General features: G+C 70.5%; 17 protein-coding genes. 12 read left to right on the top strand and 5 right to left on the bottom strand.

Going from position 1 to position 22,686, the window contains the following annotated elements:
- Window positions 1–182 precede the first annotated feature (182 nt).
- The 9 genes from hemE to AC5RVV_RS04910 all read left to right on the top strand — a co-directional run bounded on the left by hemE (window position 183) and on the right by AC5RVV_RS04910 (window position 10,347).
- Window positions 183–1,244 (top strand): uroporphyrinogen decarboxylase, encoded by a 1,062-nt coding sequence (gene hemE, locus AC5RVV_RS04950; protein ID WP_494000271.1) that lies wholly within the window; start codon window positions 183–185, stop codon window positions 1,242–1,244.
- Window positions 1,245–1,246: 2 nt separating this feature from the next.
- Window positions 1,247–2,722: a protoporphyrinogen oxidase gene (gene hemG, locus AC5RVV_RS04945; protein ID WP_494000270.1), complete on the top strand. Its 1,476-nt coding sequence runs from the start codon at window positions 1,247–1,249 to the stop codon at window positions 2,720–2,722.
- Between the two features lie 62 nt (window positions 2,723–2,784).
- Complete coding sequence (gene hemQ, locus AC5RVV_RS04940) at window positions 2,785–3,492, top strand: hydrogen peroxide-dependent heme synthase (RefSeq protein ID WP_494000269.1); 708 nt, start codon at window positions 2,785–2,787, stop codon at window positions 3,490–3,492.
- Window positions 3,493–3,548: 56 nt separating this feature from the next.
- Complete coding sequence (locus AC5RVV_RS04935; RefSeq protein ID WP_494001281.1) at window positions 3,549–4,682, top strand: ferrochelatase; 1,134 nt, start codon at window positions 3,549–3,551, stop codon at window positions 4,680–4,682.
- Window positions 4,679–5,650, top strand: a complete 972-nt coding sequence (gene hemC, locus AC5RVV_RS04930; RefSeq protein ID WP_494000268.1) for a hydroxymethylbilane synthase — start codon at window positions 4,679–4,681, stop codon at window positions 5,648–5,650. The genes AC5RVV_RS04935 and hemC overlap by 4 nt, the downstream gene beginning before the upstream one ends.
- Window positions 5,651–5,652: 2 nt before the next feature.
- Entirely contained in the window at window positions 5,653–6,573 is a 921-nt protein-coding gene (locus AC5RVV_RS04925; protein ID WP_494000267.1) for a uroporphyrinogen-III synthase, read from the top strand.
- Entirely contained in the window at window positions 6,570–7,544 is a 975-nt protein-coding gene (hemB, locus tag AC5RVV_RS04920) for a porphobilinogen synthase (RefSeq protein WP_494000266.1), read from the top strand. The genes AC5RVV_RS04925 and hemB overlap by 4 nt, the downstream gene beginning before the upstream one ends.
- 80 nt (window positions 7,545–7,624) lie before the next feature.
- Window positions 7,625–8,959: a glutamate-1-semialdehyde 2,1-aminomutase gene (hemL, locus tag AC5RVV_RS04915; RefSeq protein ID WP_494000265.1), complete on the top strand. Its 1,335-nt coding sequence runs from the start codon at window positions 7,625–7,627 to the stop codon at window positions 8,957–8,959.
- 122 nt (window positions 8,960–9,081) lie between these two features.
- Window positions 9,082–10,347, top strand: a complete 1,266-nt coding sequence (locus AC5RVV_RS04910; protein WP_494000264.1) for an AI-2E family transporter — start codon at window positions 9,082–9,084, stop codon at window positions 10,345–10,347.
- Between the two features lie 115 nt (window positions 10,348–10,462).
- Here AC5RVV_RS04910 and AC5RVV_RS04905 read toward each other — a convergent pair whose 3' ends face one another.
- The 4 genes from AC5RVV_RS04905 to AC5RVV_RS04890 form a co-directional block, all read right to left on the bottom strand.
- The gene (locus tag AC5RVV_RS04905; protein ID WP_494000263.1) at window positions 10,463–11,302 is read right to left on the bottom strand and encodes a MetQ/NlpA family ABC transporter substrate-binding protein; all 840 of its coding nucleotides are present in this window, start codon (window positions 11,300–11,302) and stop codon (window positions 10,463–10,465) included.
- A 160-nt stretch (window positions 11,303–11,462) separates the two neighbouring features.
- Window positions 11,463–12,197: a methionine ABC transporter permease gene (locus AC5RVV_RS04900; RefSeq protein ID WP_494000262.1), complete on the bottom strand. Its 735-nt coding sequence runs from the start codon at window positions 12,195–12,197 to the stop codon at window positions 11,463–11,465.
- On the bottom strand, window positions 12,194–13,186 hold the full coding sequence (locus AC5RVV_RS04895; protein ID WP_494000261.1) for a methionine ABC transporter ATP-binding protein: 993 nt from the start codon (window positions 13,184–13,186) through the stop codon (window positions 12,194–12,196). The genes AC5RVV_RS04900 and AC5RVV_RS04895 overlap by 4 nt, the downstream gene beginning before the upstream one ends.
- A 190-nt stretch (window positions 13,187–13,376) precedes the next feature.
- On the bottom strand, window positions 13,377–14,075 hold the full coding sequence (locus AC5RVV_RS04890) for a 3'-5' exonuclease (protein WP_494000260.1): 699 nt from the start codon (window positions 14,073–14,075) through the stop codon (window positions 13,377–13,379).
- A gap of 116 nt (window positions 14,076–14,191) precedes the next feature.
- Between AC5RVV_RS04890 and AC5RVV_RS04885 the strand changes: the two genes are divergently transcribed.
- The 3 genes from AC5RVV_RS04885 to AC5RVV_RS04875 are packed head-to-tail and all read left to right on the top strand — an operon-like array spanning window position 14,192 to window position 21,173.
- A complete protein-coding gene (locus AC5RVV_RS04885) occupies window positions 14,192–14,566 on the top strand; it encodes an MGMT family protein (RefSeq protein WP_494000259.1) in 375 nt (124 codons plus the stop codon).
- Complete coding sequence (locus tag AC5RVV_RS04880) at window positions 14,563–17,823, top strand: ATP-dependent helicase (RefSeq protein ID WP_494000258.1); 3,261 nt, start codon at window positions 14,563–14,565, stop codon at window positions 17,821–17,823. Before AC5RVV_RS04885 ends, AC5RVV_RS04880 begins: the two co-directional genes overlap by 4 nt.
- Window positions 17,820–21,173 (top strand): ATP-dependent helicase, encoded by a 3,354-nt coding sequence (locus AC5RVV_RS04875; RefSeq protein ID WP_494000257.1) that lies wholly within the window; start codon window positions 17,820–17,822, stop codon window positions 21,171–21,173. Before AC5RVV_RS04880 ends, AC5RVV_RS04875 begins: the two co-directional genes overlap by 4 nt.
- Window positions 21,174–21,243: 70 nt before the next feature.
- Here the strand turns inward: AC5RVV_RS04875 and AC5RVV_RS04870 are convergent, their stop codons facing one another.
- On the bottom strand, window positions 21,244–22,653 hold the full coding sequence (locus AC5RVV_RS04870; RefSeq protein WP_494000256.1) for a macrolide 2'-phosphotransferase: 1,410 nt from the start codon (window positions 22,651–22,653) through the stop codon (window positions 21,244–21,246).
- Window positions 22,654–22,686 lie beyond the last annotated feature (33 nt).

Below are 22,686 nucleotides of genomic sequence, written 5' to 3'. Positions count from 1 at the left end.
TCTTAGCGGGAAGCCAGCGTCGGCTCCTCCAAGCTTGGCCCATTAACCCGGCGTTAACCTGGTTTCGGGCGCCGCCGGCGCCGGTGATATTGGCCACTCGGGCCGGTGGCCGCCGCCATCCCGCGCTCCCGGCGCCGCCCGCGGTTGGCCAGAAGCAGGGCCGCTGGACCAGAATCTATGTCATGACACTCAATGCTTCCCATCCCCTGGTGGATGGGCGTACCGCCGACTCGGACCTGATCACCGCCTACCGCGGAGGGAAGCCGGGCCGCCGTCCTGTCTGGTTCATGCGGCAGGCCGGGCGCTCATTGCCCGAATACAAGGAAGCGCGGCAGGGCATCGCGATGCTGGATGCCTGCCTGAAACCGGAACTGGCGGCGGAAATCACCCTGCAGCCGGTGCGCCGCCACGATGTGGACGCAGGCATCTTCTTCTCCGACATCGTTATCCCGTTGAAGCTGGCCGGGGTGGATGTTGACATCGTCCCCGGTGTCGGCCCGGTCCTAGGCGCACCCGTCCGCACCGCCGCCGACGTCGCCGCCCTGCCGGTACTCACCGACGAATCGCTGGAGCCCGTCCGCGAGGCGGTCCGGCTGACGGTGGCCGAGCTCGGCGCCAAGCCGCTGATCGGCTTCGCCGGCGCCCCGTTCACGCTTGCCGCGTACATGGTGGAGGGCCGGCCGTCCCGCGACCACTTGGGGCCGCGCACCATGATGCATGCCGACCCGGAGACCTGGGATGCCTTGGCCGGCTGGGCCGCGGACGCTTCGGGCAAGTTCCTGCGGGCGCAGTTGGAAGCGGGCGCCAGTGCGGGACAGCTGTTCGATTCCTGGGCGGGTTCGCTGTCCCTGGCTGACTACCGCCGGCGCGTGGCACCGGCGTCGTCGCGCGCCCTGGACCACGTCCGCCACCTGGGCGCGCCGCTGGTCCACTTCGGCACCGGAACGTCCGAACTGCTCGTGGCCATGCGCGACGTCGGGGCGGACGTGATCGGCGTCGACTACCGGCTGCCGCTGGACGAGGCGAACCGCCGGCTGGGCGGACGCACGCCGCTGCAGGGCAACATCGATCCGGCGCTGTTGTCGGCGCCGTGGGAGGTGCTGGAGGCCCATGTGCGCGAGGTGCTGGCCGCCGGCAGCGGCGCCCCGGGCCACGTGGTCAACCTGGGCCACGGCGTGCCGCCGGAGACGGACCCGGAGGTCCTGACCCGGGTGGTCAAGCTGATTCATTCCGTGGCCCCGTAGCCATGCAGCACCCGCATCCGCAGCCCGCCCGCCGTCCCGAACGGCAGGGCGGGCGCAAGCCCAAGCCGGGCACCGCCGTCGTCGTCGGCGGCGGGATCGGCGGCCTGGTCGCTGCGCGCGAGCTGGCGCTGGCCGGCGTCGAGGTGACGGTCCTGGAGCGCGGTCCCTTGTTCGGCGGCTGCGTGGTCCGGCACGAGGTGGGTGGGCTGATGCTCGACGCCGGCGCCGAATCTTTCGCGACGCGCTCCAGCGTGGTCCCGGACCTGATCGGCGAACTGGGCCTGGGCAACGACATTGTCCAGCCGAACCCGGCCGGCGCCTGGATCCAGCTGCCGGACGGTGCGCAACGGCTCCCGAAGACGGGCGTGCTCGGCATCCCGGCAGACCCTTCCGACCCGGACGTGGTGCGCGCCATCGGCCGCCGGGCGGCGTTGCGCGCCTCGGGCGACAAGGTCATGCCGCTGGGTTCGCTGCTGCGCCGCGAGCAGCTCAGCCTGGGCCAGCTGGTGCGCGCCCGGATGGGTGATGCCGTGCTGCAGAAACTGGTCGCGCCGGTGGCAGGCGGGGTGTACTCGGCGGATCCGGATGTGCTGGACGTGGACTCGGTGATGCCGGGCCTGCGCGCCTCGGTGGCCGCCCACGGGTCCCTGGCCGCCGCGGTGGGCGCCATCCGGAAGGCCGCCCCGGCCGGTTCCAACGTGGCCGGCATCGCCGGCGGCATGGGGCGGCTGACCGAGGCCCTGCTGGCCGACCTGAAAGCCCGTCACGTGGCCCTGCACACCGGGGCGGAAGCCACAGCCGTCACCCGGCACGGCGGCGGGTGGCAGGTCGAGTCGGCGGCCGGGACGTTCCGCGCGGACGCCGTGATGCTGGCGGCCGATGGCGCTGCCGCCGTCCGGCTGCTCTCCGGCGCCGTCCCCGGGCTGGCCGGACTGGAACCCGAAACCGGACCCGCCGTCTCGCTGGTGACCCTGGTGGTGGACCTGCCCGACCTCGACGCCATGCCGCGGGGCACCGGCATGCTGGTGGCGCCGTCGGTGCGCAACGTCAAGGCCAAGGCACTCACCCATGCCACCGCCAAATGGCCGTGGCTGGCGGACGAAGCCGGCCCGGGAAGCCACGTGCTGCGGCTGTCCTACGGGCGCGCGGTGGGGCAGCGGGGCGCCGAGGACTTCACCGGCTGGGCCGACGACAGGCTCTACCGCCAGGCGCTGGCCGATGCCAGCTTCCTGCTGGGGGTGGCCGTGGGCGACGACGACGTGGTGGGCTCGAAGGTGGTGCGCTGGACCAACGCGCTTCCGTCCGCCACCGTGGGGCACCGCGAGCGGGTGGCAGCGGTGCGCCGCGAACTGGTTGGGCATCCCGGGCTGGGCAGCACCGGGGCATGGCTGGCAGGCACCGGGCTGGTGGCCGTGGTGGGGGACGCACGGCGCCGTGCACGCGATCTCGCCGCACGGCTGCAGCCGGCGGCGCACTGATCTTCTACAATATGTAGAAGTGGTTTTCGATTAATTACGATGCAGAAGGCAGACTGGTAAGCATGAGCGAATCGGCAAGGTCAGAGTCAGCAATCCCCGCCGCCGGCGGCACCGACGAGGAACTGTTCTACACCCTCTGGACGGTCTTTAAGCGCACCGGCGCACCGGTGGATCCGTCCGCGGCCGCGGCGTTCGATGAGACGGTTGCCGAACTCGCCGGCCGCAACGTCACCCTGCGCGGCGCGTACGACGTTTCCGCTATGCGCGAGGACGCCGACGTGATGATCTGGCTGCACGGACCGCAGCCGGACGAACTCCAGGCGGCGGTCCGCGACATCCGCAGGACCCCGCTGTTCGCCCCCGCCGAGATGGTCTGGTCCGCGATGGGCGTCCACCGCGATGCCGAATTCAGCAAGAACCACGCCCCGGCCTTCTCCCTGGGCAAGGACCCGGAGGCCTGGCTCTGCGTCTACCCCTTCGTGCGCTCCTACGAGTGGTACCTGCTGCCGGCCGAGGAGCGCGGCAAGATGCTGCGCGACCACGGACTGCTCGGCCGCGACTTCCCGCAGGTGCTGTCCAACACGGTCGCCTCGTTCGCGCTGGGGGACTGGGAATGGATCCTGGCCCTGGAAGCCCCCGAACTGATCGACCTGGTGGACCTGATGCGCCACCTGCGCTACACCGACGCGCGCAACCACGTGCGCGAAGAGATCCCGTTCTACACCGGCAAGCGCATCAGCACCGCCGAAATCGCCGAGGTGCTGCGGTGAACCAGTCCGCCGAACCGTCCTTTGACCCGCGTGCCGGCGTCGCCGCCGACGGGACCATGCAGCCGAAGAAGTACGACGCCCTGCTGCTGGCCTCCTTCGGCGGCCCCGAGGGCCAGGACGATGTCATCCCCTTCCTCCGCAACGTCACCAGCGGCCGCGGGATCCCCGATGAACGGCTGGAAGAAGTCGCCACGCACTACCGCGCCAACGGCGGCGTCAGCCCCATCAACGCGCAGAACCGGGCACTGAAGGCGGCGCTCGAGGCCGAGCTGGCCCGCCGCGGGATCGAGCTGCCGGTGCTCTGGGGAAACCGCAACTGGGATCCGTACATCACCGATGTTTTCAAGGAAGCGTACGACGCCGGCCACCGCCGCGTGTTGGCCGTGACCACCAGCGCCTACGCCGGCTACTCAAGCTGCCGCCAGTACCGCGAGGACTTCGGCATGGCCCTGGTCGAGACCGGGCTCGCCGGCAAGCTGGAAGTGGACAAGGTGCGCCAGTACTTCGACCACCCGGGCTTCGTGGAACCGTTCGCCGAGGGCCTGGCCGAGGGCCTGGACCGGGTACGCGCCGACTTGTCCGCGCAGGGCGCCGCGGACGCGCCGGTCCACGTGATGTTCGCGACCCACTCCATTCCCCTCGGGGACGCCGAAAACGCCGGGCCCCGCGGGGTGGACTACGAGGGCGGCAGCGCCTACGTGGCGCAGCACCTGGCCACCGCCCGGGCCGTCCTGGACCGCGTGCCGGGAGCAGCCGGCGTCGAATGGTCCCTCGTCTACCAGTCCCGCTCCGGCGCGCCGCATGTGCCGTGGCTGGAGCCGGACATCAACGACGCGCTCGAAGAGCTGCCCGCGCAGGGGGTGAAGGGCGTGGTCATCGTGCCGCTGGGCTTTGTCAGCGACCACATGGAGGTGATGTGGGACCTGGACACGGAGGCACTGGAGACCTGCCGCGGCCTCGGGCTGGCCGCCGCCCGCGTGCCCACCCCGGGCGTGCACCGGAAGTTCGTCGAGGGCCTCGTGGACCTAGTCTGTGAGCGGACGGTGGAACAGCACCGCGCGGACCGCCCGGCGCTGACCGGCCTGGGACCCTGGATGGACGTGTGCATGCCCGGCTGCTGCGCCAACCGCCGCGGCGAGAAACCGACGGTGGCCGGCATGGATTCGACCGTGGGGGTGCCGCAGCCATGACCGTCACAGTCCGCATCGGCACCCGTGGCAGCGCCCTGGCGGTCACCCAGACCACCACCGTGGCCGAGGCGCTGGCCGCCGGCGGGGCCCTGGAATATGAACTGGTCCGGATCAAGACCGAGGGCGACGTGCTGCGGGGGCCGCTGGCCCAAATCGGCGGAACCGGAGTCTTCACCGCCGCGCTGCGCGAGGCCCTGCTGGACGACCGCTGCGACGTGGCCGTGCATTCGCTGAAGGACCTGCCCACCGGCGTGGCCGACGGGCTGCAGATTGCCGCCATTCCCGCCCGCGTCGACGTCCGCGACGCCCTCTGCGCCCGGGACGGGCTGACCCTGGCCGGGCTGCCGGCCGGCGCCAAGGTCGGCACCGGCTCCCCGCGCCGGGCCGCCCAGCTGCGTGCCGCCCGCCCCGACCTGGACGTGGTGGATATCCGCGGCAACGTGGACACCCGCCTGGGACGGGTCAAGGGGCTCACGGGCGAAGAAAGGCACGAGGGAAAGCACGCAGATCTCGACGCCGTGGTGCTCGCCGCGGCCGGGCTGGCACGGCTGGGGCGCACCGAGCACGTCACGGAGCTGCTGGATCCGTCGGTCATGCTGCCGGCCCCCGGCCAGGGCGCGCTGGCCGTCGAATGCCGGGTTGCCGACGCAGCTTCCGGGACGGCGCTGGCCGGCGCGCTGGCCGACTACGACGACGCGGACACCCGCCTGGCGGTGACGGCCGAACGGTCGCTGCTGGCGCGGCTGGAAGCCGGCTGCAGCGCCCCGGTCGGGGCGCTGGCATCGGTCGACGCCGGCTCCCTGGTGCTGCGGGCCGTGGTCTGCAGCCCCGACGGCAGCCGGCTGCTGCACGGCGAGCGGACGGTGCAGGCAGCCGGTTCCGAGGATGCCGTGGCCCTGGGCGCACGACTGGCTGAAGAGCTGCTCGGGCAGGGTGCCGGCGACCTAATGAGCCTGGCCGGGCGCTGACGATGGCGTTGCTGTGGCAGCGCGGCGCGCCGGACAACCAGCTACAGGGCCTGCGGGTGGTGCTGCCGCGCAGCCCTGACCGGGCGGCTGGCATGGCCGCCGAACTGGTCCGCCGCGGCGCGTCCCCCAGCGTCCTGCCGCTGATCGACTTCGAACGGACGGACAAGCCGGACGAACTGGACCAGGCCCTGACCCTGCTGGCGCAGAACAAGGCCGTCTGGCTGGTCATAACCAGCATCACGACGGTGCGGGCGCTGAAGGCGTGCGCCCTGGAGCGTGGCACCAGCCTCGCCGCGCTGGCAGGGGACACGAAGATTGCGGCCGTCGGAAGCCCGAGCGCCAGGGCGCTGGAGGCCGAGGGCCTCACCGTCGACCTGGTGCCACCCGGCAGCATGGACGCCGTCGGCCTGGTCGATGCCTGGCCGCTGCCGCCGGAAACCGCCGGCGGCCCGGCCGAGCGGATGCTGGTCCTGCTGCCGCAGGCCGACATCGCGGCGCCCACGGTGTTCGAAGGCCTGATGGCGAAGGGCTGGCAGGTGCTGCCCGTGACCGCCTACCGCACGGTGGACTACCCCGCCCGTCCCGAGCTCCGCCTGACCGCGGAATTGGAGATCGCCGCCCGCGAGCCCGCCGACGACCTGGAACTCATCACGGCCGCGGAATTCCGCAGCCGCGCCGGCAACGGCGCCATCGACGCCGTCGTCCTGACCTCGCCCAGTGTCACCAGACGGCTGGCGGGACTCCTTGACCCGTGGCCGGCCGGACTGCGGCTGATCGCGATCGGCACCAGTTCTGCTCGGCAGGGCGCCGAACTGGGCTTGGAGATCGCCGCCACCGCTGCCGAACCGACGCCGCCCGGCATCGCCGTCGCCCTGGCGCGATCGCTTGAAAACCATCCCACCGAACCAGAAGGAACGCCATGAGCTTCCCCTCCCACCGGCCGCGCCGGCTGCGGGCCACCGAGGCGATCCGCCGGATGACGGCGGAGGTCCGGACCCACCCGAACCAGCTGATCCTGCCCGCCTTCATCCGCGAAGGCCTCAGCGAACCGGTACCGCTGCAGTCCATGCCGGGCGTGGTCCAGCACACCACCGACACGCTCAAGCGCGCGGCCGCCGAGGCTGTGGAGCTGGGCCTCGGCGGCATCATGCTCTTCGGAGTTCCCCAGGTGCGTGACGCCACGGGCAGCGCCGGAGTGGATCCCGACGGCGTGCTGAACCGCGCCATCGCCGACGTGAAAGCGGAGGTCGGGAACGACCTGGTGGTGATGGGCGACGTCTGCCTGGACGAGTTCACCGACCACGGCCACTGCGGCGTGCTGGCCCCCGACGGCACCGTCGACAACGACGCCACGCTGTCGATCTACGCGGAAATGGCCGTCGCCCAGGCGGCTGCCGGCGCGGACGTGCTCGGTCCCTCCGGCATGATGGACGGACAGGTGGCGGTGATCCGGCAGGCACTCGACGAGGCCGGCTACCAGGACGTCTCCATCCTGGCGTACGCCGCAAAGTATGCCTCGGCCTTCTACGGGCCGTTCCGCGAAGCGGTCGACTCGCAGCTGACCGGGGACCGGCGGACCTACCAGATGGACGCCGCCAACCGGCGCGAAGCCATCCGGGAAGTGGAACTGGACCTGGCCGAAGGCGCGGACATGGTCATGGTCAAACCCGCGATGAGCTACCTGGACATCCTCTCCGACGTGGCGGAGATGTCTCCGGTGCCGGTGGCCGCGTACCAGATCTCCGGCGAGTACGCGATGATCGAGGCAGCCGCCGCCAATGGCTGGATCGACCGGAAGGCGGCCATCCTGGAATCTGTCCTGGGCATCCGCCGCGCCGGCGCCGACATGGTGCTGACCTACTGGGCCCCGGAAATCGCCCGCTGGCTGAAGTAACCGTTCACCGTCGGCCGCCGGTTGCCGCGCCCCACGACCCGTCCGCAGCGGATTCCGCTGTCCCGAAAGGACCCAAGACCATGATTGAAGCCATCCGCTCGGAGGAACTCTTCGAACGCGCCCGCCAGCTGATGCCCGGCGGGGTGAACTCACCGGTCCGGGCCTTCGGCTCCGTCGGCGGGACGCCGCGCATGATGGTCGGTGCCAAGGGGGCCTACCTCACCGACGCCGACGGGCGCGAGTACGTAGACCTCGTGTGCTCCTGGGGCCCGGCCCTGCTGGGCCACGCCCATCCGGCCGTCCTCGAGGCCGTGCACACGGCCGTGGACCGGGGACTGTCCTTCGGCGCCTCCACGCCCGCCGAATCCGAACTGGCGGCCCTGGTCGTCGGCAGGGTCTCCGCCGTCGAGCGCCTCCGCATGGTCTCCACCGGCACCGAGGCCACGATGACCGCCGTGCGCCTGGCCCGCGGCTACACCGGCCGCAACCTGGTCGTGAAGTTCGCCGGCTGCTACCACGGGCACCTGGACGGGCTGCTGGCCGCCGCGGGCTCGGGCGTGGCCACCCTGGCCCTGCCGGGTTCGGCGGGCGTCACCGAGGCGACGGCCGCGGAGACCCTGGTGCTGCCGTACAACGACATCGCCGCCGTCGAGGAAGTGTTCGCCGCCCGCGGCAGCCAGATCGCCGCCGTCATCACCGAAGCGGCCCCCGCGAACATGGGCGTGGTCACCCCCGCCGACGGCTTCAACGCGGCCCTGTCCCGCATCACCCGGGAGCACGGGGCGCTGCTGATCCTGGACGAGGTGCTGACCGGCTTCCGCACCGGCTACGCCGGCTACTGGGGCCTGACCGGGGGAGCCGACGGGGCAGCCGATCCGTTCGTGCCCGACCTGTTGACCTTCGGCAAGGTCATCGGCGGCGGCATGCCGGTGGCGGCCCTGGGCGGCCGCGCCGACGTGATGGATTACCTGGCGCCGTCCGGTCCCGTCTACCAGGCCGGCACGCTCTCCGGCAACCCGATCGCCATGGCGGCCGGCGTCGCGACCCTGACCGCCGCGACGCCCGCGGTCTACGCGGCGATCGACGCCCGCTCGCTCGAACTGCAGGCCGCGCTGACCGCCGCCCTGTCCAAGGCCGGCGTGGACCACAGCATCCAGACCGCGGGGAACCTGTTCAGCGTGGCCTTCGGCACCTCGGCCAACGGCGTCCACAACTACGCCGACGCCCAGGGCCAGGAAGTCTTCCGCTACGCCCCCTTCTTCCATGCCATGCTCGACGCCGGCGTCTACCTGCCGCCGTCGGTGTTCGAAGCGTGGTTCCTTTCGGCGGCGCACGACGACGCCGCGATGGAGAGAATCTTCGCCGCATTGCCGGCGGCCGCGCGGGCTGCCGCGGCGGCCACGCCGCCGGCCTGACCGCAACTCCGGTGCCGGGGCGGGGGCGTCGTCGGCTGCCGCCCGGTCCCGGGGACAGCGGCATGGCAGACTGATGCTGACGGCGGTACACGGAACCGCCGCGCGAACCCAGGAGCGTGCAGATGGGCCTGTTCTCCAGGCGCAGGCAAACACCGGAAGACTACGACGCCGCGCCGCCCCTGGCGGACGCCGCGCCGCCCCTGGCGGACGCCGCGACGCCCCTGGCGGAGGCCGTGCCGCCGCCGGTGCGGTCCGGGACCGAGCCGGCCCCCGCGCCGGTGCAGTCACGGCTGGATCCGGCCCCGGCGCCCATGCCGCCCCGCGCGATCTGGTCCGACGGACTCGGACGAACGGCCACCCGTTCCGCACAGCTGCTGCTCACGCTGCTGCTGGCCGGCGTGGTGATCTACGGGCTGTTGCAGCTGCGGCTCCTCGTCATTCCCGTCCTGATCGCCCTGATCCTGGCGGCGGCCGTGGGCCCGGTGGTGCGGCTGCTGCGCGGCTGGGGCTGGTCCGCGGCGCTGGCCACGGCGACGGCGTTCCTCGGGATCCTCGTGGTGCTCGGCGGCGTCATCACCGGGATCGTCTTCGCGGTCCGCAGCGAAGCGGACGAGCTGGTCAGCTCCGCCCGCGAGGGCTGGATGCAGCTGCAGGAGTTCCTGGCCACCTTCCCGCTGCCGGTCAGCCAGCAGCAGATCGACGAGGCGCTCGCCGGGGTGGTCGACTTCCTGACCAGCGCCACGGTGGGACGCAGCGCGCTGAGCGGATTGTCGACCGCGGCCGAAGTCGTCACCGGGGCCGTCCTGATGGCCGTGATCCTCTTCTTCTTCCTCAAGGACGGGCCGCGCATCTGGCGTTTCCTGCTCAGCTGGTTCCCGGCGGCCAAGCGGCCGCAGCTTGAGCTGGCCGGGTCGCGCGCCATGGACGTGCTGGGCAGCTACGTGCGGGGCACCGCCACCGTCGCGGCCGTCGACGCCTTCTTCATCGGACTCGCCCTGTTCATCCTGCAGGTACCGCTGGCGCTGCCGCTCTCGGTACTGATTTTCATCGGCGGCTTCATCCCGATCGTCGGAGCCACCGTCGCCGGCGTGCTGGCGACCCTGGTGGCGCTGGTGGCCAACGGGCCGGTGGCCGCGCTGGTAGTGGTCGCCGTCGTGATCATCGTGCAGCAGCTGGAGGGCAACTTCCTGCAGCCGGTGGTGATGGGCCGCTCGGTGAGCCTGCACTCGCTGGTGATCCTGTTGGCCCTGACCGCGGGAACCATCCTGGGCGGCATCATCGGCGCCGTCCTGGCCGTTCCGGTCACCGCCGTGGGCTGGGTGGTGATCCAGGTGATGTCGGGAAGGAGCTCCGCGGAGGAACCCGCGCCGGTCCGGCGAGGCCGCTGACCAGGCACGCCGCCGGCCAGATATCGGCCGGACACAGAAGGTCCCCGGAAGCCCAAGCTTCCGGGGACCTTTCTGGCGTCGGCCGTTGCCGCTCACGCCAGCGGTTCGGGACTGACTAGAAAGCGGGGAAGACGTCGCCGTTGGGCCACGTTTCCTCGATGAACTTCTTCACGTCCGGCGAGTGGAGCAGCTCTTCGAGCTTCGCCACGGCAGGATTATCGTCACCGGCGTTCCAGACCAGGAAGTTGGCATACGGGTTGTTCTCCGAGGACTCGACGACCACTGCATCGTCGGTGTTCAGCCCCGCATCCAGGATGAAGTTGCCATTGATGATGGCCAGGTCGATCTTCGGATCCTCGATCAACTGGACCAGGATTTCAGGCTGGTTCTCCTCGAATTTCAGGCCCTTGGGGTTCTGCTCCGCGGTCAGCGTCAGCGCCGCCGAATCGTCCTCGATCCCGGTCAGCAGCCCGGCCGTTTCGAGCATCTTGAGTGCGCGCGGCTGGTTCCCCGGGTCGTTGGTGATCGCAATGGTTGCGCCCTCGCCAAGGTCGTCGACGCTCTGGTGCTTCGACGAGAACCCGGCGTACGGCTCGATGTGGATGCCTTCGCCATGTTCGAAGTCGTAGCCCTTGTCAGCCACCTGCTGCTCAAAGAAGGCCAGATGTTGGAAGTAGTTGGCATCCAGCGAGCCGTCGCTCAGGGCGATGTTCGGGGTCTGGTAATCGGTGAATTCCTTGATCTCCAGATCGATCCCGGCTTCCTGGGCCAGGTTCTCATCAACGAATTCCAGGATCCGGCCCTGCGGCACGGGAGTGGCACCGACCGTGACGGTGACGGGATTGGCCGGATCCAGCGTGGTCTCGGCGCTGGGGGTGGATTCGGATCCACCGCAAGCCGTCAGCGCCAAGGCCGCAGCCAGGCCGGTACCAATGAGCGTTAGTGCTTTACGCATCTGCGTGCGTTCCTTTCGAATGACCGGGCCGGCCGAAGTCGGTTCGTCCCGGATGTGGTGCAGCTAGCGGCTACTGGCTGCATTCTTCCGCTGCCGGTGAGGCGGGCGGGAAGCGTGGGGGCGGGACGGCGGTGTCCCGACACGGTCGCGGACGTTGCGCTCAGACGGCGGTTGCCGGCTCATGCCGCCGGCGCTTCGAGCCTGCGGTGGAAGCGCTGCGGTGGTCCACCCGCCGGGCCACGGCGTCGCCGATCCATTGGATGAGTTGGACAAGGACCACCATGATCACGATGGTGACCACCATGACGGTGGTGTCGAACCGCTGGAAGCCGTAGTTGTAGGCGAGCTGGCCGAGGCCGCCGCCGCCGGTGAGGCCCGCCATGGCGGAGTATCCCACGAGCGTGACCAACGTCGTCGTCAAGGCGGCAACCAGCCCGGGCAAAGCCTCGGGAACGAGGACCTTGGCCACGACCTGCAGGCGGGTGGAACCCATGACGAGGGCCGCGTCGATTTTGCCGGAGCTCACATCCCGCAGCGCGGTTTCCACCAGGCGGGCGAAGAACGGCACCGTGCCGATGGTCAGCGAGACGCAGGCGGCCAGGGCACCGATCGAGGTACCGGTGATGACCCGGGCCAGCGGGATCAGCGAGATCATCAGGATGGCGAACGGAATGGACCGGGTGATGTTCACGATGATGTCCGACACGATCCGGTTCGTCACGGGCATGGGCCGCAGCCCGGCGGGCGCACTGGTGTAGAGGAAGATGCCCAGCGGCAGGCCGATCAGCAGGGTGAAAGCCCCCGAGACCCCGACCATCAGCAACGTTTCGCCGATCGCTTCCGGCAGGGCATTGGTGATGCCCGGGTTGGTGGTCAGTTCGTCGATGAAGTTCATGCCGCTTCCTCCTGCAGGACGCGGACGGCAACGCCCTGGCCGACCAGGTGCTCGGTGAGGGCAGCCGTGTCCGCCCCGGCCGGCAGTTCGATGCGCAGGTGGCCGAACTGGGTGCCGGCCAGCGACTCCACGCTGCCGGCCAGGACGTTCAGGTCCAGGCCGAAGGCCCGGGCAGCCCCGGTCAGCACGGGCTCCGACGCGCGTTCGCCGGAATAGAGGATTTCCAGCATCGTGCCCCCGCCGGTCGCCTCGGCCGAAGGCAGCGGCAGCAGCGTGCTCGAGAGGCGGCCGCCCAGGTCGGCGGCGACCTCGCGCAACGGGCCGTGTTCGACGATCCGGCCGGCCTCCAGCAGCGACACCGAATCACAGATGCGCTTGATGACCTGCATCTCGTGCGTGATCACCAGCACGGTCAGTTGGAGCCGCTCGGTCAGGTCACGGATCAGGGTCAGGATTTCGTCGGTGGTCTTCGGGTCCAGGGCCGACGTGGGCTCGTCGCAGAGCAGCACGTCCGGGTCCGAAGCCAAGGCGCGGGCGATGCCGACCCGCTGCCGCTGGCCGCCGGAGAGCTGGGACGGGTAGGCGTCCTCAAACCCCTCCAGGCCGACGAGCCTGATCAGCTCCGAAACCTTGGCGCGGATGGACGCCTTGGGCGTCTTGACGATCTCCAGGGGATGCGCCACATTCTGGGCGGTGGTGCGGGAGTCCATCAGGTTGGCGTGCTGGAAGATCATCCCGATGCGGCGCCGGGCCGACCTCAGGTCGGCGTCGCGGGCGGCACTGAGCTCGGCCCCGTTGATCGATACCGATCCGGACGTCGGGCTGTCCAGGAGGGTCAGGCAACGCACCAACGTGGATTTGCCGGCACCGGAATGGCCGACGATGCCGTGGACGGTGCCCTTGGGGACGGACAGGCTGACGCCGTCCAGGGCCACCACTTCGCGGCCGCCTTGGCGGTAGACCTTGCGCAGGTCGGTAACGGTGATCATGGAACCTCGGGGAATCGATGTCTGAAGCGTCGACAGCCGCCATAGCATGTGCCGCCATCAAGGATTAATTATGACAGCCGCGACAACACGCCAGAATTCGACGGGACGTTGCGTCATACGGCGACCCGAAGTTGACAGCGCCGCGCTGAGCCAGGGGCGGGCGGGTACGCGCGTGCCGGCGGGGGCAGGGTCAGACAGCGGCGGGCATCAGGCGCACCGGCCAGACCCCGTCCACGACGGCTTCCGGATCCTTGCGCCGCAGCCAGGCCTCGAAATTTGCCGCCTGCTGTGCGCACCAGTCGATCTGCAGGGCATGCAGCTCGGCCGCGCCGATGCACAATGCTGCGTAGCGGCGGGCGAGGGCATCCGCGACGCCGATGGTGGCCAGGGCGTCCGCCGCCGACGTGTGCGCCGCGTCGAGACGGACGCCGTAAAGTTCGCACAGCGCCCCCAAGGTGCGCTTCCCCCGCCGGTAGCGGTCCACCTGCTTGTCCAGGACATACGGATCGATCACCGGAGACGCCGCCGGGGCCGGCAGGCCGTACCGCGAGCATTCGCGTGCCAGCACGGTGAAATCGTAGGCGGCGTTGAAGGCCATGACCGGGATACCCGCGTCGAAGTAGCCGGTCAGTGCCTCCGCGATACCGGCGGTGGCAATTGCCGCGGGCAGGCCCTCGCTGCGGGCCCGTTCGGTGCTGATCCCGTGGATTGCGGCGGCTTCCGCAGGGATCTCCACTCCGGGGTCCACCAGCCACTCCCGCTCCTGCAGCGGCTGTCCCGCCGCGTCGACCAGGACGATGGACGCCGTCACGATCCGCGCGGTGTGGGGATCACGGCCCGTGGTCTCGAGATCGAAGGCGGCGCGGGGACCGGTATGCCAGCTGTTCATGTCCGCAACGCTATCCGGCGGATCGGACAATCCCGGGGAGGCGCCGCGGGGTGTGTGGACGCGGCTCCCGCCGCCCGCCGGTGCAGGCCTCGGGGCCGCTAAATTACACTGGTGTAATGCGCGAGGCGATAGTAGAGGCGGTCCTCGATCTTGCCGCGATCATTCCGCCGGGCCGGGTGCTGTCCTATGGCGATGTCGCCGAGCTGCTCGACGCCGGAGGCGCCCGGCTGGTCGGCAGGATCCTGTCCCTGCACGGCTCGGCGGTTCCGTGGTGGCGCGTTATTCGTGCCAACGGTTCCCTGCCCGGTGAGCTGATGGAACAGGCTGTGGCGCACTACCGCCGGGAAGGCACACCCCTGGCGGAGCCGGCGGCGTGGCCGGCCAGGGTGCGCATGGCGGAAGCCCGTTGGGTGCCCGGGCCTGAAGAATACGCAGCGATCGAGGAGCTCCGGCGCAAAGTGTCCGAACCGGCTGATGGGATGGGGCCATGATCGAGACCAAGCCGTCGGCCGGGCTGCAACTGGTCCGGCCCGAAACCGGATCCGCCGGTGCCCCGCTTCCGAGTCCGGACCAGGCACAGGTCATCGGCCTGCCCGCCGGCTGCGGTCCGGTGCTGGTCCTCGGCGGCCCGGGTACGGGAAAATCGACCGCTCTGGTGGAACTCGCGGTGCGCCGGGTGGAGGAAACCGGACTTGACCCGGAGAACCTGCTGTTCCTGGCCCCGAACCGGCTGGCGGCCGCGCGCCTGCGCGACGCGCTGACCGGGCGCCTCAACCGCAGCCTGGGCACCACCCCGACCAGGACCTGGTCGGCCTATGCCTTCGACCTGATCCGACGGGCACGGGTGGAAGGACTGCTGCCGCTGGTGGAGCGCGCGCCCCGGCTGCTGTCCGGGCCCGAGCAGGACCAGATCATCGCCGAACTGCTGGCCGGCCATCGTGCCGGCTACGGCCCGGGGGCCGGCTGGCCGGAAGACCTGCAGCAGGCTCTGGCGACCCGCGGCTTCCGGCAGGAGGTCCGCCAGCTCTTCGACCGGCTGACCGAGTACGGCAGCACCGCAGGGCAACTGGAACAGTTGGGCGCAGAGTATGGCCGGGCGGACTGGATGGCGGCGGCCCGGCTGTATCGCGAGTACCGTGACGTGATCGACCTCCGGATGCCCGAGGCCTTCGACCCGGCCGGAATCATCACTTCGGCACGCCAGCTGCTGCTGGAGCATCCCGGCCTGCTGGAGCGGGAGCGCAGCCGCCTCCGGCTGATCCTGGCGGACGACCTCCAGGAAGCCAACCCCGCGGTCTTCGAGCTCCTGGCCTTGCTTGCGGAGGGACAGGATGCCGTCTTCGCGGCCTCGCCGGACACCGTCGTCCAAGGGTTCCGCGGCGCCCGTCCGGATGTCCTCGGCAAGTTGCCCGGGCTGGTTGGCACACCGGACAGGCCGCTGCACACGCTGGTCCTCACCACTTCGCACCGGATGGCGCCCGGAGTCGCAACCGCCTGGCAGTCAGCTGCCGCCCGGATCTCGCAGGTCGCCGGGGCGCACCGCGCCCGCGACCTCGTCCATCCCGGTGCGGAAGCAGAAACCGGGAGCGGAACCGCGCCCGCCCACGGCGGCGCGGACCGGAACGACGCGCCCGCCGCCAGTTCGCACGTGGTCGCGTCGCCGGTCCACGAGCACCGCTATGTGGCGCAGCGGATTCTGGAAGCCAGGCTGTTCGAGGGCTACCGGCTCAGCGAGATGGCCGTGATCGTCCGCACCGGCGGCCAGCTCTCGGCCCTCGCCCGCTACCTCACCGGCCAGGACATCGCGGTCAAGGTCCCGGTTGCCGAAAGCGCGGTGCGCGACGAGGCCGCGGTCCGGCCGCTGCTGGACGCGTTGGCCGTGGCCCTGGAGCCGGAACTACTCACCCCCGACGCTGCCGTCGCCCTCCTGACCTCCAGGATCGGCGGCGCGACGGCGATCGACCTGCGCCGCCTGCGCCAGGCACTGAGGCGCGAAGAGCTGCTCGGCGGCGGGGGCCGGTCCAGCGATTCCCTGCTCGTGGAAGCGGTCGGCGACCCCGTGTTCCTCGGCACGCTCGGAAGGGAAGGCGGATCCGCCAGGAGGATCGCGCGGATGCTCAAGGCCGGTCGGGACGCGGCGGCCGAGCCGGGGGCCAACGCCGAGACGGTGCTGTGGGCACTGTGGTCCGCCACCGGGCTCTCCGATCGCTGGGCGGCACAGGCACTGCAAGGCGGCCCGGTCGGCGTGCGGGCCGACCGAGACCTCGACGCCATGATGGCGCTGTTCCAGACCGCCGAGCGGTATGTGGACCAACTCCCCGGCTCGAGCCCGCGGCAGTTCCTGGAATACCTGTTGAACCAGGAACTGCCGATGGACAACCTCGCGCCGCGCGCCCAGGTGCGGGAAGCCGTGGAACTGCTCACGCCCGCCTCGGCGGCGGGCCGGGGCTGGCCGCTGGTCATCGTGGCGGGCGTCCAGGAGGGGGTGTGGCCGAACACCAGGCTGCGTGGCGAACTGCTGGGCAGCACGGAGTTCGTGGAGGTTTTGGAGCGCGGCGTCGAGGAGGCCCGGCGGATCGACGCGGTGACCCGGCTGCGGGAAATCCGGTACGACGAATTGCGCAGTTTCTCCACGGCCATTTCGCGCGCCGAACGCCGGCTGATCTGCACGGCGGTGCAGTCCGAAGACGCCCAGCCGTCCCAGTTCCTCGATCTGGTTGAGCCCTGGCTGGATCCGGAAACCCCCCGTCCGGCGACCGAAGTCCTCCGCCCGCGAACCGTGCGTGCCTTGGCAGCAGAACTCCGGCAGGCCGCCCAGCAAGCCTCGACCCGTCCGGAAGAGGCGGCGGATGCGGCCGCCGTGCTCGCCATGCTGGCGGCCAGCCCGGTGCCGGTGCCCGGCGCTCACCCGCGCGACTGGTGGGGACTGCTGCCGCTGAGCAGCACGGCACCGGTCGTTCCGGAGGGGGAACCCGTCCCGGTTTCCCCCTCAAAGGTGGAAGCCGTCCAGAAATCCCCGCTCGACTGGTTCATCCAAGCGGCAGGGGGCGAAGCGGCCACCGACTTCGCCCGCAGCCTGGGCACCCTGGTCCACGGAATTGCGCAAGACATCCCCGCGGGCACGGGAACGGAATACGTGGCCGAACTGGTCCGACGCTGGCCGCAGTTGGGGATGAAGGAGAACTGGGAGGGACGGCTTGACTTCAACCGTGCCGAAGGAATGGTCCGGAGACTGGCCCAGTATGTGATCCAGATGCGTGCGGAGGGCCGGAGCCTGGTCGGCGTGGAACAGGACTTCTCGGTTGACCTGCCGGGCCCGGAACGCGTGGCCAGGCTGCGTGGACAAGTGGACCGGTTGGAACTGGACGCCGACGGGCGGCTCCACATCGTGGACCTGAAAACGGGACGCGCTGCCCCGACCAAGGCAGAACTGGAGCGGCACCCGCAGCTGGGCAGCTACCAGGCGGCGGTCCAGGCCGGAGGATTCCCCGAACATGCGTCAGCCCCGGGCGGCGCTTCCCTGGTCCAACTGGGACAGGACCTGAAATCGGTCAAAGTCCAGCAGCAGGAGAGCCTGGCCGACGGCGAAGACTGGGCCACAGCGATGATCCACGAGGCCGCGGCGCTCATGGCCGCTTCCGAATTCGAGGCCCGGCACGATCCGCAGCGGTCCGGCAACGGCGGTCACGGCTGCCGTGCACCGGAAATTTGTCCCCTGTGCGCAGAAGGAAGGCAGGTCACCGAATGAGCATAGGAACGGTCACCACAACCTACAGCCCGGAAGAGCTTGCCGGACTGCTGGGCCAGCATCTGCCGACAGCCGAACAGTCGGCCATCATCAGCTCCCCGCTGCAGCCGATGCTGGTCATCGCCGGCGCGGGCTCCGGCAAGACGGCGACGATGGCCGACCGCGTGGTCTGGCTCGTGGCCAATGGGTTCGTCCGCCCCGATGAAATCCTCGGCGTCACTTTCACGCGCAAGGCGGCAGGCGAGCTGGCCACCCGGATCCGCGCGCAGCTGGCCAAGCTGGACCGCAAGGGCCTGCTGCCGCAGGAGGCCGACGATGCTGCCGGACTGGTGGAACCGAAGGTCTCGACGTACCACTCGTACGCCAATGGTTTGGTCAGCGACTACGGGCTGCGCCTGGGAATTGAACGCGACGTGGTGCTGCTGGGCACCGCGCAGTCCTGGCAGCTGGCCAGCCACTGCGTGGAGGCGTACGACGGCCCCATCGAGCACCTGGTGGCCAGCAAATCGACCCTGGTCAACGCCGTGATGCAGTTCGCCGGGGAATGCTCGGAGCATCTGGTCACCCCGGACCAGGCTGCCGGCTACCTCGCGGAGGAGGTGGAGCGGATCGCCGCCCTTCCCTACATCGACGGCAGCACCAAGCAGGCCAAGGCGGAGGTGCGGAAATTGCTGGACCGGCTGCGGACCCGGATCACCGTGGCCAACCTGGCGGCCGGCTACAACCGGGCCAAGCGGGAACGGGGGGTGCTGGATTTCGGTGACCTGGTCTCCCTCGCGGCCCGCATCGCCCGCGAAGTGCCGCAGGCCCGCCAGCTGGAACGCAGCCGCTACAAAGTCGTGTTGCTGGACGAATTCCAGGACACCTCCCACGCCCAAATGGTGCTGTTCTCCGAACTGTTCGGCGACGGGCATGCCGTCACCGCAGTGGGCGACCCGAACCAGTCCATCTACGGCTTCCGCGGTGCCTCCGCCGGCCAGCTCTTCGCTTTCCAGGAGCACTTTCCCCTGGTGGGCGACGACGGCCGGCGGGCCCCGGCTCCGGCCGGTTTCCTCACGGTGGCCTGGCGCAACAGCATCAACATCCTGCGGATGGCCAACCGGATCTCGGCACCGCTAAACCGGGAAGACCCGAACCGTCCGCGCCCCGGCCGGATCAGCGTTCCGCCGCTGCGCCCACGGCCGGGTGCCACGGAGGGAACAGTGGCACTGGGGCGCTACGCCACCGAGGCGGAGGAGACCCTCGCCCTCGCCGACGCGATCGAACGGGCACGGAAGACGGTTTTCGCCCGGGACCCTGAAACCGGCCGTGCCGAACCCGTCAGCACCGCCGTGCTGTGCCGGCGGCGGGCACAGATCCCGGGCATCGCCAAGGTACTCGAAGAGCGGGGCATTCCCTACGAAATCATCGGGCTGGCCGGGTTGCTGGCGCAGCCGGAGATCGTGGACCTCGTGGCGACCCTGCGCGTCCTGGCTGATCCGGGACGGTCCGACGCGCTGATGCGGCTGCTGGCGGGGGCACGCTGGCGGATCGGACCGGCGGACCTGATGGCCCTAGCCGATTGGTCCCGGTTCCTGGAAAGCCGGCGCCGCGCGGCAACGGCAGGCGAGGCCGGCGAGCTGGACCGGGACGAGGCCGCGGGGGAGGCCGTCGTCGAACAGGACCTGGCCGAGGCCGCGTCCCTGGTCGAGGCGCTGGACCGGCTGCCCAAGCCGGGCTGGACCTCGCGCCACGGGCGGTCGCTGACACCCGTCGCGCTGGAGCGTCTGGGGCGCCTCGCGGAAGAGGTCCGCTACCTGCGCAGCTTCGTCGGCGACGACCTGACGCTGTTGCTGGGCGAGGTGGAACGCACCATGCTGCTGGACATCGAGGTTGCCTCCAAACCCGGGCAGAGCATCCACCAGGCGCGGCGCAACCTTGATGCTTTCCACGACGCGGCGGCAGCTTTCATGCAGACGTCGCAGCGCGTGGACCTGCTGGCCTTTTTGGCGTGGCTGGAAGCGGCTGCCGCCGAAGAGGGAGGCCTGGACATGGCGCAGGTGGACGTGCGGCACGATGCCGTGCAGCTGCTGACCGTGCACGCTTCCAAGGGGCTCGAATGGGACGCAGTCTTCGTCCCCGGACTCAACGACGGCGCCTTCCCCTCCTCCTCGGACAACCGGTGGAGCAGCGGCCACGCCGCCCTGCCCTGGCCGCTGCGCGGAGACCGGTCCGACCTTCCCCAGTGGGATACCGACCAGCCGGACCAGTTGTCCTGGCTGAACGCGGAAGCGGACTACAAGTCGGAAGTCCAGGCACACGGTGAAGACGAAGAGCGCCGGCTGGCCTACGTCGCCTACACCCGGGCCAAGCACCTGCTGGTCTGCAGCTCCGCCGGCTGGACCGGCAGCAAGGTCAAGCCCACGGCCGTGTCGGCCTTCCTGGCCGAACTGCACGCAATGTCACAGGACGAACCCACGGCAGTGCAAGTGCGGCAATGGGTAGGGGACGAGGAACTCGGGCCGGAGAATCCGTTTCGGGCCGAAGTGGAAACAGCCATGTGGCCCTTCGACCCGTTGGAAGGGCCGCGGGTCTACCGCAGCGGTGTCCCGCAGCGGCAGCGTCCGGGCCGCCGGGCGGCCATGGAACAGGCCGCGCAGGCCGTGCTGGAGTCGCTGGCACAGCACCGGCAGCCGGCCGCGGACTCGACCTGGGCCCATGAGGCCAGGCTGCTGTTGGAACGCCACAATGCCGCACCGACCGCCGGCGAGGTGGAGCTGCCGGCGCACATCTCCGCGTCGCTGCTGGTGGACCTGGCCGACGACCCGGACGAAGTCACGCGGCGCCTGCGGCGCCCGGTGCCCCGGAAGCCCGGCATGGCCGCCCGAAAGGGTACCGCCTTCCACAGCTGGATCGAGGAATACTTCGGCACCACAGGGATGTTCGATCTCGAGGCCTACCCGGACGCGGCCGACGCCTTCGTCGACGAGGCCTATGAGCTGGCCGGACTGGTCGAGAACTTCAAGGCATCGGAATGGGCCAACCGGGTCCCGGCAGCCATCGAAGTGCCCGTCGAGACCCGCGTCGGGGGCGTCGTGGTGCGCGGGCGCATCGACGCCGTGTTCCGCGACGCCGACGGCAGCTGGGACCTGATCGACTGGAAGACCGGAACCGCGCCGACGGGCCGGCAATTGTCGGTGAAGTCGGTGCAGCTGGCCGTCTATCGGCTGGCGTGGGCACGCCTGCACGGCATCGAATTGGACCGCGTCAAGGCCGCCTTTTACTACGTCGGGCAGGACAAACTGGTGCGCCCGCACGGCCTGGCCGGCGAGGCGGAGCTGGAGGCGGCGGTGCTGCGGGCCTACGCGTAGGGCCGCCGCGCGGCAGCGGTCAGCGCCCCGCACAGCTGCGGTCAGCGGTCAGCGGCGCCGCGCAGCAGTGTCAGCGCCGCTGGTTGATGATCGGAAGTGCCGTGGTGTCCGCGGACGCAGGCTCGGCTTCCTTAACCGGCCGGGCCTCCTTGCCGGCGGCCGCTGCGCCGTCGGCGCCGCCGTTCTCCGGCGGCGCAGGCTCCGCGGCGTCCTGTTCCGCCGCGGGCGGTGCCGGAGAAGCTGGATCGACGTCAGGCCCCTCAACCGGGAGCAGCGTGACCTTGGAACTCCCGGATCGGCCGGCGAGCTGGACGCGGGCGGGTCCGTCGTGCCGGTGCTCCTGCCCGGCCGAACCGTTCCCGCCCGCCGAAGCCGCCCTGCCGGCGCCGTCCTGCTCGCCGTCCGCCGGATCGTCCCCTGTCGGCCGGTCGGCAGCAGCCGGCTCAGCGGCACGGTTCCGGCCCTCGGAACCGGCGGCCGGTTCCCGGGCCGGAGCCGCAGGGACAGCGGCAACCGTGGGCGGAACGGCAGGCGGCGGGGGAGCGGTGACACTGATGGGCTGGCCGCCGTGTACGGCCACGTCGGCCTCGAGCTCGTTCAGCATGTCGACCGCCTCGTCAACCATGGTCTGGTCGCCCGCGGCCAGTCCGCGGACCAGCCATTGGGCCAGCGCGAATTCGGCGGACAGCGCTGCCCGGCGCATCAGGTGGGGATCGACCGGGTCCTTGCGGTACTTGCGGTAGGACTCCAGCACGACGTCGGCGAACGACTGTTCGTGCACGGCCACCAGCCACGCGAAGTCATCGGCGGGATCGCCAATGCGCAGGTCGGTCCAACCGGTCACCGAGCTGACGCTGCCGTCTTGGACCAGGAGGTTGTCTTCGTGCAGGTCGCCGTGCACCACGCACGGATTGAACTTCCAAAGGGCCACGTCCTCCAGGGCGTGCTCCCACCGGCGCAGCAGGGCCGGCGGTATCTTGCCGGTGGTGGCAGCCTGGTCGAGTTCGTTGAGCTTGCGCTGGCGGAACTGGTCGGCCGTGTAGCTGGGCAGATCCGCGGCGTCGACCATGCGCTGGGGCAGGTCGTGGATGCCGGCTGTCGCCCGTCCGATCGATACCGGGACGGCGGCGCCGGCGGCGACCAGAGCTTCCAGCGCCAGCATGCTCCCGGGCACGTGGTTGTAAACGAAGGTGCGCAGCTCGGACTGCTGGACGGTCCCGGCGACCGTGGGCACCTGGAAAGGCAACTCCGCGCGGATCGCGGGCGAGAAGGCCCGGAGCACCAGCAGTTCCGTTTCGAGCCGCATGCTCGCCTCGGCGTGCTTTGGAGAACGCACGCGCCACCGCTTGCCGGACGCATCGGTGAGTACCGCGGACTGGAAATCCGCCGCATCATCCGGCAGCCCGGCAACGCCCGTGGGCGTCAACCCGGGAACGGCCGCGGTGGCTATGGCCGCCAGCTCCAGAGGTGTCTTTCTCACGTAGTCCACCGTACGTGCAACCGGTACCGGCAG

Source organism: Arthrobacter sp. MDT2-34-1, from assembly GCF_059091365.1.
This window is presented reverse-complemented; position numbering and strand designations above follow the sequence as displayed.

What these genes read in the sequence shown, in the direction of transcription:
- hemE (WP_494000271.1), top strand. Translation starts at nt 183, where the DNA reads ATGACACTCAATGCTTCCCATCCCCTGGTGGATGGGCGTACCGCCGAC.
- hemG (WP_494000270.1), top strand. Translation starts at nt 1,247, where the DNA reads ATGCAGCACCCGCATCCGCAGCCCGCCCGCCGTCCCGAACGGCAGGGC.
- hemQ (WP_494000269.1), top strand. Translation starts at nt 2,785, where the DNA reads ATGAGCGAATCGGCAAGGTCAGAGTCAGCAATCCCCGCCGCCGGCGGC.
- AC5RVV_RS04935 (WP_494001281.1), top strand. Translation starts at nt 3,549, where the DNA reads ATGCAGCCGAAGAAGTACGACGCCCTGCTGCTGGCCTCCTTCGGCGGC.
- hemC (WP_494000268.1), top strand. Translation starts at nt 4,679, where the DNA reads ATGACCGTCACAGTCCGCATCGGCACCCGTGGCAGCGCCCTGGCGGTC.
- AC5RVV_RS04925 (WP_494000267.1), top strand. Translation starts at nt 5,653, where the DNA reads ATGGCGTTGCTGTGGCAGCGCGGCGCGCCGGACAACCAGCTACAGGGC.
- hemB (WP_494000266.1), top strand. Translation starts at nt 6,570, where the DNA reads ATGAGCTTCCCCTCCCACCGGCCGCGCCGGCTGCGGGCCACCGAGGCG.
- hemL (WP_494000265.1), top strand. Translation starts at nt 7,625, where the DNA reads ATGATTGAAGCCATCCGCTCGGAGGAACTCTTCGAACGCGCCCGCCAG.
- AC5RVV_RS04910 (WP_494000264.1), top strand. Translation starts at nt 9,082, where the DNA reads ATGGGCCTGTTCTCCAGGCGCAGGCAAACACCGGAAGACTACGACGCC.
- AC5RVV_RS04905 (WP_494000263.1), bottom strand. Translation starts at nt 11,302, where the DNA reads ATGCGTAAAGCACTAACGCTCATTGGTACCGGCCTGGCTGCGGCCTTG.
- AC5RVV_RS04900 (WP_494000262.1), bottom strand. Translation starts at nt 12,197, where the DNA reads ATGAACTTCATCGACGAACTGACCACCAACCCGGGCATCACCAATGCC.
- AC5RVV_RS04895 (WP_494000261.1), bottom strand. Translation starts at nt 13,186, where the DNA reads ATGATCACCGTTACCGACCTGCGCAAGGTCTACCGCCAAGGCGGCCGC.
- AC5RVV_RS04890 (WP_494000260.1), bottom strand. Translation starts at nt 14,075, where the DNA reads ATGAACAGCTGGCATACCGGTCCCCGCGCCGCCTTCGATCTCGAGACC.
- AC5RVV_RS04885 (WP_494000259.1), top strand. Translation starts at nt 14,192, where the DNA reads ATGCGCGAGGCGATAGTAGAGGCGGTCCTCGATCTTGCCGCGATCATT.
- AC5RVV_RS04880 (WP_494000258.1), top strand. Translation starts at nt 14,563, where the DNA reads ATGATCGAGACCAAGCCGTCGGCCGGGCTGCAACTGGTCCGGCCCGAA.
- AC5RVV_RS04875 (WP_494000257.1), top strand. Translation starts at nt 17,820, where the DNA reads ATGAGCATAGGAACGGTCACCACAACCTACAGCCCGGAAGAGCTTGCC.